We start from the raw sequence: 14,902 nt of genomic DNA, 5'->3' as shown, positions 1-14,902 counted from the left end.
GGCCATGAGCACCGAGCGGACCCCCGCCTTCCTCCCCGGCCTCGAACTCTCCCGGATCCTGTACGAAGAGGGGGTCCGCCCGGTGCTCGCGGACGCCTTTCCGGGCCTCGACTACGCAGCCGCACGCGTCGGTTCGGGCTCGGAGGTGCTCGGCCTCGACACGCCGCGCTCGGCGGACCACGAGTGGGGCCCGCGCCTGAACCTCTTCCTGGCCGATGCGGACGCGGACGCCGCTGTCGACGCCCTCGCGGACGAGATCCACGACGTGCTGGCGCGGCGCCTGCCGAAGCACGTACGCGGCTGGTCCACCCACTTCCGCCGCGACACCGGCAACCCGCTCGACCCGGTGTCGGGACACATGACGCGGACGCAGGGACCGGTCGACCACCGCGTCTCGGTGGACGGAGCCGGGGCCTGGCTGAAGCGTCAAGTGGGCGACGAGAACGCCGAGTTGAGCCCGGCGCAGTGGCTGGCACTCCCGCAGCAGCGGCTCGTCGAGGTGACGGCGGGCGCGGTCTTCCGCGACGACGCGGGCACGCTCACCGCGGCCCGCGCCCGCCTCGCCTGGTACCCGGACGAGGTCTGGCGGTACCTGCTGGCCTGCCAGTGGCAGCGCCTCTCGCAGGAGGAGGCGTTCGTCGGGCGCTGCGCCGAGGTCGGCGACGACCTCGGCTCCGCGGTGGTCGCGGCACGGCTGGTGCGGGACCTGATGCGCCTGTGCCTGCTGCTGTCCCGTACCTATGCCCCGTACAGCAAATGGCTCGGCAGCGTCTTCGCGCGCCTCCCGATCGCCGAGCGGCTCACCCCGTCCCTGCGCGGCGCGCTCGCCGCGACGCACTACGCGGACCGGGAGCGTCATCTGTGCGACGCGTACGAGACGGTGGCGCGGCTGCAGAACGACAGCGGTCTCGCGGAGCCGGTGGACCCGGCCCGACGCCCGTACCACGGCCGCCCGTTCCAGGTCCTGCACGCGGAACGCTTCGCGCAGGCACTCGCCCGTACGCTCACGGACCCGGCCCTGCGCGACCGTCCGCTGACCGGGGCGGTCGACCAATGGGCGGACAGTACGGACTACTTGACGCGCTCCGCGCCGGGCAGCTGATCGAGGAAGTCCGCGATCAACGGGGCGATCTCCGGCAGGTGGTCCTCCAGGGCGAAGTGGCCGGTGGGGAAGAGGTGGAGCGCGGCGTCGGGGACGTCGCGCAGATACGCGCGGGCGCCCGGCTCGGGGAAGAACGGGTCGCCGGTGCCCCACGTGATCAGCGTCGGCGGCCGGTGCTCGCGCAGCCACGCCTGCCAGGTTGGGTACGCCGCCACGTTGCTCTTGTAGTCGTAGGCGAGGGCGAGTTGGGCCCGCTTGCGGCCGGGCAGCTCGAGGAAGTGCTGGTCCAGGAGCCAGCCCTCGGGAGCGAGCAGCTCGGGGTCGGCGGTCCCGGTCTCGTACTGCGAGCGGGTCCCGTCGAGCGTGAGCAGGCCGAGAACCGCCTCCTCGGCGCCGGGCGTGTCCGGGGTGAGCGCGGTGAAGTCGCGGGCCGCCTCGGACAGTCCCTCCTCGTAGGCGTTGCCGTTCTGCACGACCAGGCCCGTGATCCGATCCGGGTGACGCAGCGCGTGCCGGAAGCCGATGGGAGCCCCGAAGTCGAAGACGTACAGGGCGTATTGAGTGAGTCCGAGGGCGTCGGTGAACCCGTCCACGACGTCCGCGAGCCGGTCGAAGGTGTACGTGAAGTCCTCGGGCGCGCGGGTGTGGCCGAAGCCCGGGTAGTCGGGCGCGATCAGGCGGTAGTGCCGCCCCAGGGTGTCGATGAGCCGCCTGAACTGGTGGGAGGCGGACGGGAATCCGTGCAGCAGCAGGAGGACGGGAGCGTCGGCGCGGTCGGGCAGGGACTCGCGGTAGAAGACGTCGACGCCGTCAACGCGGACGCGACGGTGGGCAGTTCGGGCGGGCAGTGCGAGGAGCGAGCGCGTCTGGACCGACATGTCACATGCCTCCATGAACCGAAGATGCGTTAGGGCCTTAGGTGTACACGACGCACTGCTAATGCATCAAGTGCCTGATGTAGAGTTAGCGACATGGTGGATGAGCGCACACTGCTGACCGGCGAGCCACTGGCCCTCGATCTGATCAACACCCGCCCCGCGGGCGGTGAACTGATCGGCACGGCACGCCAGTTGACGGACTGGCTGACCTTGCAGGCCGACCGGCTGCCCATCGAGGCGCGCGGCCTCGCGCCCCGCCCGGCGGACCTGGCGGCGCTCCATGCGGTGCGGGCGGACATCGACGCGGCGATCCGCGCCCTCCTGGACGGCGCGGCGCCGCCGAACCGGGCGCTGCGCGGCCTCGGCGCCGCCCAGCGCGAGGCGCCCGCGATCCGCGAACTCGCCTGGGACGGCCGCGCGGTGACCGCGACGCCGCGGCGCACCGGCTCACCCGGCACGGTGCTCGCCGCCGTCTTCGCGGAGGCCGCCACCGACCTCCTCACGAGCCCGTCCGCGGCGAAGATCAAGGAGTGCGAGGCGGGCGACTGCGTCCTGCTGTTCCTGCCCGCACACCCGCGCCGCCGCTGGTGCTCGGCCACCCGGTGCGGGAACCGGGCGCGAGTGGCGCGCTACTACCAGCGGCACAAGTCGGACTGAGCGCCGGTCACTTGACAGCCGCCAGACGGCCGGCAGCCCCACCCCGAAGCAGGCCGCGACGAGAGTGATCGTCCGCCCCCACCGCTCGCTCTTCCTCGGCCGGACGCAGGCTCACCACCGGGGTGGGCGGTCGGCGCGGGCGCGGTGGCGTGGTGCTGCGGCCCACCCGTCCAGCATCGTCCCCAACGGCTCCAGCACCCGCCGCCGGAGCCAGTCGGCCCGCGCCGCGTCGTACCGGCGCGGCACCGCCTCGACCCACATGATCAGGTACAGGTACGCCTGGTAGAGCGCGATCCGCTGCCGCCCGGCCGCATCGATGACCGCCGGGCCGCCCGACTCCCGGTACCCGGCCAGGAACACCTCGTCCCGCTCGATGTCCCCGAACAGCGCGAGCGACACGAAGTCTGCCAACGGGTCGCCCCAGAAGGCCCGTTCGGCGTCGATCAGCGCACTGACGTGTCCGTCCTCGACCAGGATGTTCCCGTCCCAGAGGTCGAAGTGGACGAGCCTCGGCACGGTCACCTGGTCCAGCAACGCCCCGTGCCCGCCGAAGAGTTCGCGGATCTCGTCGGCGGGCCGGGGGAGCGGGACGCCGAACCGTCCGGCGTCCAGCAGGACGGCGTCGACCATCCCGAGGAAGGCCTCCCGCCAGGTGTCCCGCAGGGGCCGGGCCGGATACCCGAAGCCATCGCCCTTCAGTGCGTGCAGGGCGGCGACGTGATGCCCCAACTCGCCGCGCATGCCGCGGCGTTCAGCCTCACGCAACTCATTCGCGCGCTCGGACCACGGTCTGCCCGCGCACTCCGACATGACGAGGCTGTCGGCCGTGGGCGGTGCCAGGGCGACGGGGGTGGGCACCTCGGGCGCCCCGTCCCGCACCACCTCGTAGAACCACGCCTCGGTCCCGAGGATCCCCTCCTCGTACCGCAGCACGGGCACGTCCGCCTCCGGCGCCAGCTTGACCACGAGGCGCTGGTCCGCCGAACTGCGCACACGGAACACGGTGTTGAAGGTGCCGCCGTCCAGCTCCTCGTGCGCGATCACCTCGCCCCACGCGACGCCCGCCGCGGCAAGAGCCGCGACGAGCCGCTCCCGTGCAGTGCCCATGCTGCTCCTCGCATCCGCTCGTGGAGCAACCATTGCGCCGCTCCGATCGTCAACCACTCCACCGCCACGCAAGGAGTACGTCCCGTGCCGATCAACTACGAGAAGGTTCCCACCAGGCTCGTCAGCCTCGCCAAGACTGCGGCCGTGTCCCTGGAGAAGCAAGGACTCGCAGGGCAACGGGCCGCGGTCTACCTGGTGTTGGACCGGTCCGGGAGCATGCGCCGCTACTACAAGGACGGCAGCATGCAGCACCTCGCCGAGCAGGTCCTCGGCCTGTCCGCGAACCTCGACGACGACGGCGTCGTCCCCACCGTCTTCTTCGACACCGAGGCTCACGAGGCGGTCGACATCGGCCTCGACGACTACGCAGGCCGCGTCGCCGAACTCCACCGGGCGTACGGGCACATGGGCACCACCAACTACGCCGGCGCGATGGACGCCGTCATCGACCACTACCTCGACAGCGGAGCCGAGGCGCCCGCCTTCGTCGTCTTCCAGACCGACGGCTCGCCCGACTCCCGCCGCGCCGCCGAACAGACCCTGTGCAAGGCCGCGAGGCTTCCCCTGTTCTGGCAGTTCATCGGCTACGGCGCCGACCGGTTCGACTTCCTGCGCAGGCTCGACGACCTCGCCGTCCCCGACAGGCGGATCGTCGACAACGCCAACTTCTTCCCCGCGGGCAAGGACCCGAAGCTGATCCCGGACGGTGTGCTGTACGACCGCCTGATGGGCGAATTTCCCGACTGGCTGCGCGCGGCGTCCGCCGCGGGGATCGTCGGCCCGAACCCGGCCGTCACGCCAACACCCGGAAGGTGAAGGCGAATTGGGCGGGCGAGGGTGTCAGCCGGTACTGCGGCAGCACGCCCGGGCCGCACGACTGGGAGCCGATGCCCTGCTGGGCGTGGTCCAGGTTGACCCACACCGTGTCGCCGGGGACGAGATCCGTGCGGTGCGCGGCGGCGTCGAGGTGCTCGGTCGTCCAGCGGCGCGCCGTGAACCAGAACTCCGGGTCGCCGTCGATGCGCAGACCGCCGAGTTCCGCCCAGCGGACGTCGGCCCGCGCCCCGTTCTCCTGCGGTCGCACGTACGGCGTCTGCAGCGCGTCCACGTCCGACCGCCAGACGCCGAGCCGCGCGGCCGACCTCGTGTCGGGGTACGCCTCGCCGGGACCGCCGCCGAACCAGCGCACGGCGTCCGCGCCGCCGGGCAGTCCGAGGCGCACGCCCAGGCGCGGCAGCGGAATCCGCCAGTCGCCCTCGGGCGCGACCGAGACGGTGAGCCGCAGCCGCTCGGCGTCGGCGGTCCAGCGGTAGACCGTGCGCAGGCCGATGTCGCGGCCCGCCGGGGCCACCCGAGTGCGTACCGTGAGTGCGTCGTCGCCCAACTCGACGCCGTCCAGGCGGTGTTGCATGCGGTGCAGTCCGAACTCGCGCCACTGCAGGCCGAGGCGCTCGCGGCCCTGCCAGCTCCCCCCTTCGTCGTTGTCGGTCGGTGCACGCCACACGTCCAGGCGCGGGGCGACGACCTCCACACCGCCGACCGTGCGCAGCGCCCCGGTCCTGGCGTCGAACGCGGCCGGGCCGAGCGTGACCAGCCGCCCCGCGCGGACCGGGCGCTCCTCGAATCGCTCCGGCTGCACGGGAAGCGAAGGCGCGGCCGACTGGCCCCACGCCACCTCCTGACCGTCCGCGTCCCGTGCGCGCACCGTCCACTGCCCGCCGTCCGGCGACGGCGGCAGCTTCACCTCGGCGGCCTCGCCCGGACCCAGCCGCGGCACGGACAGCGTGCCCGCCTCCACGGCCTCGCCCTCGACCTCGTACGACCACGTGAAGGAGAGGTGCGACAGGTCCCGGAAGTCGTACCGGTTGGTCACGCGCACCGTGCCCGCCGCTGCGTCGACCGTGATGCGGACCGGCTCGATCACCTTCCCGAACTCGACCAGGCCGGGCGACGGCGTGCGGTCGGGGAAGAGCAGACCGTCGCAGACGAAGTTGCCGTCGTGCAGCTCCTCGCCGAAGTCGCCGCCGTACGCGTATCCGTACCGCCCCTCGTCCTTCACGCCGTGGTCGATCCACTCCCAGACGAACGCGCCCTGCAGCCGGTCGTACGTCTCGAACAGCCGCTGGTAGTCGGCGAGTCCGCCCGGACCGTTGCCCATCGCGTGCGCGTACTCGCACAGGATGAAGGGGAGCGCGCGCCGCGAGGCCGGGCCGCCGTCCAGGCCCCGGCCGACCCGCTCGACCTCGGCGTGGTCCGCGTACATCCGTGAATAGACGTCCGTGTCACGGCAGTTGAGGTCGCCCTCGTAGTGGATGAGGCGCTCCGGGTCGCGGCCGCGGATCCACTCGGCCATTGCGGTCAGGCCGCGGCCCGTGCCCGCCTCGTTGCCGAGCGACCACAGCACGACGGACGGATGGTTCTTGTCGCGCTCGACCATGCGCGCGGCCCGGTCGAGGAGCGCCGGGGTCCAGCGGTCGTCGTCCGCGGGATTGTCGCGCCAGCCCTGTTCGATGAAGCCGTGCGTCTCCAGGTCGCACTCGTCGATCACCCAGAGCCCGTACTCGTCGCACAGGTCGAGGAAGGCGGGGTGCGGCGGATAGTGCGAGGTGCGGACCGCGTTGATGTGGTGCTCCTTCATCAACTCCACGTCGCGGCGCATCGTTTCGAGGTCGAGGGCGCGGCCGTGCTCCGGATGCCACTCGTGCCGGTTGACGCCCTTGAAGAGCACCGGCGTGCCGTTGACCTTGATCAGACCGTCCGCCGGGTCGAGGACCACCGTACGGAACCCGATCCGCAGCGGCACCCGCTCGCCGCCGGTGTCCAGCGTCCCCGCGTACAGGCGCGGCGTCTCCGCCGTCCACGGCTCGACGGGCACCGTCACCGCGTCCCCGGTCGCCGCGTCGACTCCCAGCTCGGGCACGGCGATCCGGCCGTCGACGTCACTGTCCACGCGCAGTGTGCCCGTGCCCGTCGTGTGGTCGTACGCGGCGTGCACGAAGAAGTCGAGCGCGCAGTCGGCGGGCCGGTGCAGCAGCGTCACGTCGCGGAAGATGCCCGGCAGCCACCACTGGTCCTGGTCCTCCAGGTACGAGCCGGACGACCACTGGTGGACGCGGACCGCGAGCACGTTCCCGGCGGGCCTGAGCAGATGACCGACGGCGAACTCGTGCGGCAGGCGGCTGCCCTTGAACTCCCCGATGTCCGTGCCGTTCAGCCACACCCGCGCACACGACTCCACCCCGTCGAAACGCAGCGTCGCCGCACCGTCCGCGGGCCACTCGTCCGGCAGGTCGAAGGTGCGCAGATGGTCACCGGTCGGGTTCTCGGTCGGCACGTGCGGCGGATCGACGGGGAAGGGATAGAGGTGGTTCGTGTAGGCGGGCGAGCCGAAGGCCCCGTCGCCCTGCAGCACCCAGTGCCCGGGGACGGTCACCTCGGACCAGCCGTCGGCCTCGTACCCCTCGGCGGCGAAGGACTCGTCGTACGTGTCCACGGCGGGCGCCAGCCGGAAGCGCCACTGCCCGTTCAGGGAAAGGGAGCCGGCGGACGAGGCGGCGTACCAGGCGCGTGGCGGCAGGCTTCCGTGACCCGGCAGGACGTCATCTACGTATGCGAAGGACATGGGTCTCCTAGCGGCGAGAGCACGGCAGGGGCGGGCTGCCTCCATGCTGCGCCGCATCTGCGACAGGTCGACGGAAGGACCGGCGAAAGTCCAACAATCGACGCGAAAGTCCTGGTGACGCGTCCAAGCCGGAACACGAAAGTCCTCGCCGCGAGGCGTCTATCCGGCCAGCAGCGCCCGGACGAACGCGTTGCTGAACCTGCCCTCGGGGTCCAGGCGTTCGACGAGCTTCGCGAACTCGGCGGCGTGCGGATAGCGGCCGGCCACCCGCCCCGGCGAGGCCGTGAACACCTTCCCCCAGTGCGGCCGCGGGTCAAGGTCGCGCAGCCGGTCCTCCACCAGCGAGACGATGGGCAGCACGCGCGCCGTGTCCGCGATCCACGTGAAGTGGAAGGCGACGGTGTCCCGCCCGTACGCCGGACTCATCCACTGCGCGTCGGCGGCGACGGTCCGCACCTCGCACACCTGCAGCACGGGCGCGATCCGCTCCCGGACCGCGTCCAGCGCGGCGAGCGCCGCGGCCGCGTGCTCGCGCGGCAGCAGGTACTCCGACTGCAGCTCGTCGCCGTTGCTCGGCGTGAACCCCGCCCGGAAGTGCGGCAGTCGCTCGTGCCACGGACCCGGCACACCGAACTGCTCCGTGCAGTGGACGGGCGACATGCCGGGCACCGGGTGGCGGGCCTCGGCGACCGGCTCGGCCCACGGGAACGCGACGGGCAGCGGATGGCGCTGCTTCACCCAGACCTGGTCGAAGTGAGCCGCGCGCCACGTCGTGAACAGACTCACGCTGTACGCCGCCGAGGACGCGGCCTCGAAGTCCAGTTCCTGGAAAGGGAGTTCACCGAAGACGGACTGGGCGACCTCGAAGTCCGGCTCGGTGTCCAGAGTGAGGGACAGCACGACGCCGAGCGCGCCGAGCGAGACGACGGCGCCCTCGAACCCCACGTCGCCGCGCGCCAGCGTGACCGTCCCGCCGTCCCCGGTGAGGATCTCCACCGCGCGGACCGCCTCGGCCAGGGAGCGGTTGCCGTTGCCCGACCCGTGCGTGCCGGTGGCGACCGACCCGGCGACCGAGATGTGCGGCAGCGACGCCATGTTGGGCAGCGCCAGGCCGTGCGCGTGCAGGGCAGCGGCCAGCTCGGCGTACCGGACGCCACCGCCCACCCGGACGGTGCCCGCCCGCGCATCTATCTCGATGTCGCCCGGCAGCCCGGCGATCGAGACGAGGGCACCGGCCCGGTCCGCGTCCACGTCGGCGATCCGGTTGAAGGAGTGGCCGCTGCCCAGGACGCGTACGTGTGCGCTCCTGGCGACGATGTCCCGCAACTCACCCACGGACGAAGGGCGTTGGACCGCGGCGGCGGAGAAGGTGATGTTGCGGGCCCAGTTGGTGGGAGCTGCGGGGTGGACTTCGGTCACGGCGGGCTGCCTCTCTGCGGGTGCGGGCGTCCCGCCGATTGGATCACGTCCGGGCGGGCCCGCCGAGGCGTACTGCCAGGTAGCGCACATCACCCGGGTCCGCCTGCTTGCTGTCGCGGCGGTCGTGGGTCGGGCGGAGGGTGCGGAGGCGGTGCGCAACAGCGCTGAACGATACGTCAAGAAGCCGACAACGCAGGCAAGTTGAGCCTCGGTCGACCGTTGATGGAATCGTGAACGCAATGTAGCTTCAGGCAGCGCGTCGCGCGACGCGGGCTGTCGACCAGCAGGGGGATGCACCATGGGCCAGGGCACGGCCGGCTTTTCCAAGACGGGCCTGAGCAGAGTCCGCGACACGCTGGCACGCCACGTCGACTCCGGGCGGATTCCCGGGGTCGTCGCCCTGTTCGGCCGGGGCGAGGAGACGCACGTCGAGACGCTCGGCACGATGCGCCACGAGGGCGGTGACCCGATGCGCCGCGACACGATCTTCCGGATGGCCTCGACGTCCAAGCCGGTGTCGATCGCGGCGGCGATGGTCCTCCTCGACGAGTGCAGGCTCCGACTCGACGACACCGTGGAGAAGTGGCTGCCCGAACTGGCCGACCGCCAGGTCCTCAAGCGGATCGACGCCCCGCTCGACGAGACCGTGCCCGCCAGGCGGCCGATCACCGTACGGGACGTGCTGACCTCCACGTTCGGGCTCGGCATGGATATGACGGTCATCGGCACCCCGATCATGGGCGCGCTCTTCGAGCAGGGCATCACGCCCAACCTGCCGGTGCCGATGCCCGAGCCGGACGAGTGGATGCGCCGCCTGGGCGAGCTGCCGCTGATGTACCAGCCCGGTGAGCGCTGGCAGTACCAGATCGCCAGCGACCTCGTCGGCGTACTCGTCGCGCGGGCCTCGGGCCAGTCGTACGAGTCGTTCCTGCGCGAGCGGATCTTCGAGCCGCTGGGCATGAAGGACACCGGCTTCCACGTGCCGGCCGACCAACTGCACCGGTTGCCTCCGCTGTACGCCCCCGACCCGGAGACCGGCGAGTTCCACGTCTGGGACGAGGCCGAGGGCGGCCGCCACAGCGCGCCTCCGGCGTTCCCCGGCGGTGGCGGCGGCCTGAACTCCACGGCCGACGACTACCACGCCTACTTCCGGATGCTGCTGGGCGGCGGCCTGCACGGCAGCGAGCGGATCCTGTCCCGCCCCGCGGTCGAGCTGATGACCACCAACCGCCTCAACGCCGAGCAGCTTGCCGCGCGCACCGCCCTGGCCACGGACAACGTGCACATCTCGTTCGGCCAGGGCCAGCACGGCGGTTGGGGCTTCGGCATGGCGGTGCGCACCTACCGGGGTGACTACGCGCCTGTCGGCCAGTTCGGCTGGGACGGCGGAAGCGGCACGTCCACCTACGCGGACCCGGCCAACGACCTCACCGGCATCCTCCTCACCCAGGTGGGCGCGTCGGTCCCGGACCCGATCCACCTGATGCACGACTTCTGGACGAGCCTGTACCAGGCGCTGGACGACTGATGGCCATACGCCCCTGAAGGCTGCGCGCAGCGCATGCCTTCAGGGGCGCGGGGCTGTATCGATATGCGGCTCCGCCGCGTGGGCGCGACCAGCCACGACGAGGCCGGCACCCGCCATCGAGACAGCACATGGCAGACGAGAAGGCGAACCGGCACCGGCGACCCGCTCAGGCAGACCCCCGCCGCACCAACTCCGTCGGCAGTATCACCGCGGCCGGATCCTCCCCGCCGATCTGCGCGAGCAGCACCCGCACCATCTCCGCACTGATCCGATCCCATGGCTGCCGAATGGTCGTGAGCCCGGGTTCCGTCGCCAGCGCCGCGGGCGAGTCGTCGAACCCGCCGACGGCCACGTCCTCCGGCACCTTCAGTCCGGCCCCGCGGAGCGCGACGAGGACGCCCTGCGCCATGAGGTCCGACGCGACGAACACGGCGTCGAAGTCCGGTGCGTGCGCGAGGAGTTGGGCCGCGGCCGCCTCGCCGCCCGCCCGGCTGTAGTCGCCGGACACGATGAGGTTGTCGTCGACGGGGATACCGGCCTCGGCCAGGACCTCCCGGTACCCGGCGAGCCGCTCCACACCGCCGGGGGTGTCCAGCGGTCCGGTCACCGTGGCGATGCGCCGCCGGCCCAGCGAGAGGAGGTGGTGGACCATGTCCCGCGCCCCGTCCCGGTCGTCGGCCGCGACATAGCTGACCTTGGATGCCGAGCCCTGCCCGATGGGCTTGCCGCAGGCCACCAACGGCACGCCCGCGTCCCGGAGTTCGGCCGCGACCGGGTCACCGGAGTGGGAGGAGACGAGCAGGACGCCATCCACGTGCCCGGCCGTGATGTACCGCGTGATGCGCCGCCGCTCGTCCGGCGTCCCCGCGATCATCAGCAGCAGCGGGATGTCGTGCGCGGCCAGCGCCTGCGTACAACCCCGAAGCAGCACATTGAAGTTGGGGTCCTCGAAGAACCGCTCCTGAGGCTCCGTCAGCAGAAAACCGACCGAGTCGGAGCGGCCCGTGATGAGGGAGCGTGCATGCCGGTTCACCACGTAACCCGTCTTGCGGATCGCCGCGTTGACCGCGTCCTGCGCCGCCGGGCTCACGTAGTGCCCGCCGTTGAGGACACGGGAGACGGTGCCGCGCGAGACGCCCGCCTCGCGCGCCACGTCGTGGATCGTCGGCGGCCTGCGCCGCCCGCCGCCCGGGCTCCCCTGGGTCCCCGCTGTGCTCATGGTCATGACTTTACGGCCCCGGACAGCAGGTCAAGGCTCCAGAAGCGCTGAATCACCAGGAACAGCGCGATGAGCGGGACGATCGCGAGCAGCGCGCCGGTGATCACCAGCGTGTACAGCGCGGGGGTGTTCGCACCCTGCTCGAGCAACGTGAACAGGCCGAGCGTGATGGGGAACTTCTCGTCGTCGCTCAGCATGATGTAGGGGAGCAGGAAGTTGTTCCACACGGCCACGAACTGGAACAGGAACACCGTCACCAGGCCCGGCACCATCATCGGCAGCGCGACCCGCGTGAAGATCCGCCACTCGCCCGCGCCGTCCATCCGGCCGGCCTCGACGACGTCGGGCGGTACGGCCGCGGCCGCGTAGATGCGGGCGAGGTAGATCCCGTACGGGGAGAGGATCAGCGGCAGCAGCACCGACGCGTACGAGTCGGTCAGGTCGGCCTTCGCGAGCAGCAGGTACTGCGGGACCGCCAGGATGACCGGCGGCATCAGGACGCCCGCCATCAGGACGTTGAAGATCGACTCGCGGCCGCGGAAGCGGTAGACGGCGAGCGCGTAGCCGCTCAGTGCCGAGACGACGGTCGACAGGAGGGCGCCGAGGCCCGCGTACAGCGCCGAGTTCGCCATCCACTTCCAGTAGATGCCGTCGCGGTACGCCGACAGGTCCTTGACGTTGTCGGTGAAACCGGAGCCCGGCCAGAACGTGAACGTCGAGAACAGTTCGCTGCCCGACTTCGTCGACGCGATCACGACCCAGGCGACCGGCAGCAGACAGTACAGCGCGCCGAGGACCAGCACCGCCGTCGGGGCGAGGGCGATGCGGTGGCGCAGCGGCGGGCCCTGCGCCGTGCCGGGCGTGGTGCCCGTGGCGGGTGCCTCCTTGCGGACGGCCAGGGTGCTCATCGGGCTTCCTCCTGCTTGTTCCGGGAGTTGGCGGCGCGCAGGAACCCGAAGGAGAGCACGAGCGTGACGACCGCGATGATCACGGCGGTCGCGGCCGCGGAGTAGATGTCGCCCTTCACGAACGCGTCCTGGTAGACCTGCATCAGCGGACTCCACGTCGTGGACAGGGCGTTGGTCAGCGGCTTCAGCGTCGTCGGCTCGTTGAAGACCTGCAGCGTGGCGATGATCGAGAAGAACGCCGTGAGGACCAGCGAGGGCGCCACCATCGGGATCTTGATGCGCAGCGCGATCTGCAGTTGCGAGCAGCCGTCCAGCCGCGCGGCCTCGTAGACCTCGACGGGGATCGAGCGCAGCGACGTATAGATCACGATCATGTTGAAGCCGGTGCCGCCCCAGACCGCGATGTTCGACATGGCGAGGTAGAGGGGGCCGCCGTCGAGGAGGTTCGGCTGCGGCAGGTTGAGCTTGTCGAGGACGAAGTAGAACGGGCTCACGTCGGGCAGGTACAGGAAGCCCCACATCAGCGCCGCGACGACGCCAGGGATCGCGTACGGCAGGAAGATCGCCAGGCGCGTGAACGGCGTGAGGCGCACCCGCTCCGCGTCCAGCATCAGCGCGAAGAGGAGGGCCAGGCCCAGCATCACCGGGACGACGATCACGCCGTACCCGAGGATGCGCAGCGCGCCGTGCAGGAGCTCGGAGTCGGTGAGCGCGCCCGTGTAGTTGGAGATGCCCGCCCACACCTCGTGCCGGGCGTTCTTGCCCAGGCCGAGGCCGCTGACCTTCACCTTGTGGAGGCTGAGCCAGAGCGCGTACCCGATCGGCAGCGCGAAGAAGAGCACGAAGAGGATCCCGGCGGGAAGAAGGAAGCCGTACGGGGCGCTCTTGACCCCGTACGACTGCCGGGCCTTGCGAGAGGTCACTCGGAGACCTCGAAGCCCTGCTTCTTCATGTCGGCGACGGTGTCGTCCTGCATCTTCTTCAGGGCGGCGCCGAAGTCCGACTTGTTCTTCGCGGCGGCGGCGAAGGCGTCCTTGAACGTGGCGTACGCGACGTTCACGTTCGGGCCCCAGGCGGGGGCCGCCGTCGTCTTGGCGATCTTCGAGGCCTCGGTGTAGAAGTCGGCCTGGTTCGAGAAGTACGCCGGCGGCTCCTGGAACGCGCCGCTGAGCTGGGCGTCCGTGGCGGCCGGGTAGATGCCGCTCTCCTTGGCGAGCGCGGCGACCGCCTTCGGGTCGGTGTTCAGCCACGCGGCGAACTTCGCGGCGGCCGACTGGTGCGCGCTGTCGGTCGTCACCGCGGTCGAGGAGCCGCCCCAGCTGCCGGTGACGTCCGACGTGTCGTCCCACTGGGGGAGCGGGGCCATGGCCCACTTGCCCTTGGTGTCGGGCGCGGCAGTGGTCAGCGTGCCGGGCGCCCACACGGCGGAGACCCAGGCGATCTGCTTGCCGTCGTTCATCGCCTTGTTCCAGGCCGGGGTGTACATCGGCTGGTTGTCGATGGCGCCCTCCTTGACGAGGCCGCCCCAGAAGTCGGCGACCTTCTTCGTCGCCGCGTCGTCGATGCCGACGTTCCACTTGTCGCCCGAGGCCGTCCACCACTTGGCGCCGGCCTGCTGGGAGAGGCCCGCGAAGAGCCCGGCGTCGTTGGCGGAGAACGTGGTGAGGTCCTTGTCCGGAGCCTTCTTCTTCAGCTCGCGGGCCACCTTGGCGAAGTCGTCCCACGTGGTGGGGACCTCGAGCCCGTACTTCTTGAACAGGTCCTCGCGGTACAGGAACATCATCGGCGCCGCGTCCTGCGGCACCGCGTACACGGCGTCCGTGCCGAGCGTGGCCTGCTGCCAGATGCCGTCCGCGAACTTGCTCTTCAGCTTGCCCGTCTCGCCCGAAATGTCGGCAAGCGCGTCATTGCTGACAAGGGTCGGCAGCGCCTGGTACTCGGCCTGGACCAGGTCCGGGGCCTTCTTCGCCTTGTGTGCCGTCAGGATCTTGGTGACGAGCGTGTCGCTGGACGCCTGCTTCTTGACCGTGACGTGGATCTGCTGGGTCTTTCCGGGACCCTTGTTCCACAGATCGACGACCTTGTCCATGTTCGGGGTCCAGGTCCAGTACGTCAGGTTCGCCGGGCCCGAGGCGTCCTGTGTGCTGTCGCTGTCGTCGGATCCGCAGGCGGCGAGCGCCGATGCGCCCACGACCAGCGTCGCGGCGGTGGCCACCAGGCGACGGCGGCGCGGCGTGAAGGGCGTGCGTGAGGTGAACGGCATGGCTGGTTTGTCTCCCTGACCGAAGTCCCTGACCGGGGAACTGGATCGATGGCCGTATGGTTCAGGCTCTGTGAGCGTTCACAGTACGGAAACGACCTGGACACTTGTCAATGGTTGTTGCTGTGCGGTTATGTTGGCGTTGTGCCGCCGACCGATGTGTGTGCACGTTCCCAATTGTTCGATCACCCTTGGGGGTACC

At 70.9% G+C, this 14,902-nt stretch carries 12 protein-coding genes; 4 read left to right on the top strand and 8 right to left on the bottom strand.

The window, feature by feature from the left end; translation table 11 throughout:
- The first annotated feature begins 4 nt into the window (after positions 1 to 4).
- Positions 5 to 1,102 (top strand): DUF4037 domain-containing protein, encoded by a 1,098-nt coding sequence (locus ACIBUY_RS06250; protein ID WP_399151929.1) that lies wholly within the window; start codon positions 5 to 7, stop codon positions 1,100 to 1,102.
- Here the strand turns inward: ACIBUY_RS06250 and ACIBUY_RS06245 are convergent.
- Entirely contained in the window at positions 1,072 to 1,980 is a 909-nt protein-coding gene (locus ACIBUY_RS06245; RefSeq protein ID WP_399151928.1) for an alpha/beta fold hydrolase, read from the bottom strand. The genes ACIBUY_RS06250 and ACIBUY_RS06245 overlap by 31 nt on opposite strands.
- 93 nt (positions 1,981 to 2,073) lie before the next feature.
- Here ACIBUY_RS06245 and ACIBUY_RS06240 point away from each other — a divergent pair, with 93 nt between their 5' ends.
- On the top strand, positions 2,074 to 2,637 hold the full coding sequence (locus ACIBUY_RS06240) for a CGNR zinc finger domain-containing protein (protein WP_399151927.1): 564 nt from the start codon (positions 2,074 to 2,076) through the stop codon (positions 2,635 to 2,637).
- Positions 2,638 to 2,748: 111 nt separating this feature from the next.
- On the opposite strand, the gene ACIBUY_RS06235 is transcribed toward ACIBUY_RS06240, so the two are convergent.
- Positions 2,749 to 3,744 (bottom strand): phosphotransferase family protein, encoded by a 996-nt coding sequence (locus tag ACIBUY_RS06235; protein ID WP_399151926.1) that lies wholly within the window; start codon positions 3,742 to 3,744, stop codon positions 2,749 to 2,751.
- Between the two features lie 84 nt (positions 3,745 to 3,828).
- Here ACIBUY_RS06235 and ACIBUY_RS06230 point away from each other — a divergent pair, with 84 nt between their 5' ends.
- A complete protein-coding gene (locus tag ACIBUY_RS06230; RefSeq protein WP_399151925.1) occupies positions 3,829 to 4,560 on the top strand; it encodes a VWA domain-containing protein in 732 nt (243 codons plus the stop codon).
- On the opposite strand, the gene ACIBUY_RS06225 is transcribed toward ACIBUY_RS06230, so the two are convergent.
- Both ACIBUY_RS06225 and ACIBUY_RS06220 read right to left on the bottom strand, forming a co-directional pair.
- Entirely contained in the window at positions 4,538 to 7,366 is a 2,829-nt protein-coding gene (locus ACIBUY_RS06225; protein WP_399151924.1) for a glycoside hydrolase family 2 TIM barrel-domain containing protein, read from the bottom strand. The two genes, ACIBUY_RS06230 and ACIBUY_RS06225, sit on opposite strands and share 23 nt — an antisense overlap.
- Before the next feature lie 159 nt (positions 7,367 to 7,525).
- Entirely contained in the window at positions 7,526 to 8,785 is a 1,260-nt protein-coding gene (locus ACIBUY_RS06220; protein ID WP_399151923.1) for an FAD-binding protein, read from the bottom strand.
- Between the two features lie 298 nt (positions 8,786 to 9,083).
- Here ACIBUY_RS06220 and ACIBUY_RS06215 point away from each other — a divergent pair, with 298 nt between their 5' ends.
- On the top strand, positions 9,084 to 10,313 hold the full coding sequence (locus ACIBUY_RS06215; RefSeq protein WP_365566877.1) for a serine hydrolase domain-containing protein: 1,230 nt from the start codon (positions 9,084 to 9,086) through the stop codon (positions 10,311 to 10,313).
- A 166-nt stretch (positions 10,314 to 10,479) separates the two neighbouring features.
- Here the strand turns inward: ACIBUY_RS06215 and ACIBUY_RS06210 are convergent, their stop codons facing one another.
- The 4 genes from ACIBUY_RS06210 to ACIBUY_RS06195 are packed head-to-tail and all read right to left on the bottom strand — an operon-like array spanning position 10,480 to position 14,703.
- A complete protein-coding gene (locus ACIBUY_RS06210; protein WP_399151922.1) occupies positions 10,480 to 11,538 on the bottom strand; it encodes a LacI family DNA-binding transcriptional regulator in 1,059 nt (352 codons plus the stop codon).
- Positions 11,535 to 12,440, bottom strand: coding sequence for a carbohydrate ABC transporter permease (locus tag ACIBUY_RS06205; protein ID WP_365566875.1), 906 nt, complete (start codon positions 12,438 to 12,440; stop codon positions 11,535 to 11,537). The genes ACIBUY_RS06210 and ACIBUY_RS06205 overlap by 4 nt, the downstream gene beginning before the upstream one ends.
- Entirely contained in the window at positions 12,437 to 13,363 is a 927-nt protein-coding gene (locus ACIBUY_RS06200) for a sugar ABC transporter permease (RefSeq protein ID WP_365566874.1), read from the bottom strand. Before ACIBUY_RS06200 ends, ACIBUY_RS06205 begins: the two co-directional genes overlap by 4 nt.
- Positions 13,360 to 14,703 (bottom strand): extracellular solute-binding protein, encoded by a 1,344-nt coding sequence (locus ACIBUY_RS06195; RefSeq protein WP_365566873.1) that lies wholly within the window; start codon positions 14,701 to 14,703, stop codon positions 13,360 to 13,362. Before ACIBUY_RS06195 ends, ACIBUY_RS06200 begins: the two co-directional genes overlap by 4 nt.
- Positions 14,704 to 14,902: the final 199 nt, after the last annotated feature.

The sequence above is a fragment of the Streptomyces sp. NPDC050085 genome (assembly GCF_044460595.1).
Lineage (GTDB): Bacteria > Actinomycetota > Actinomycetes > Streptomycetales > Streptomycetaceae > Streptomyces.
This window is presented reverse-complemented; position numbering and strand designations above follow the sequence as displayed.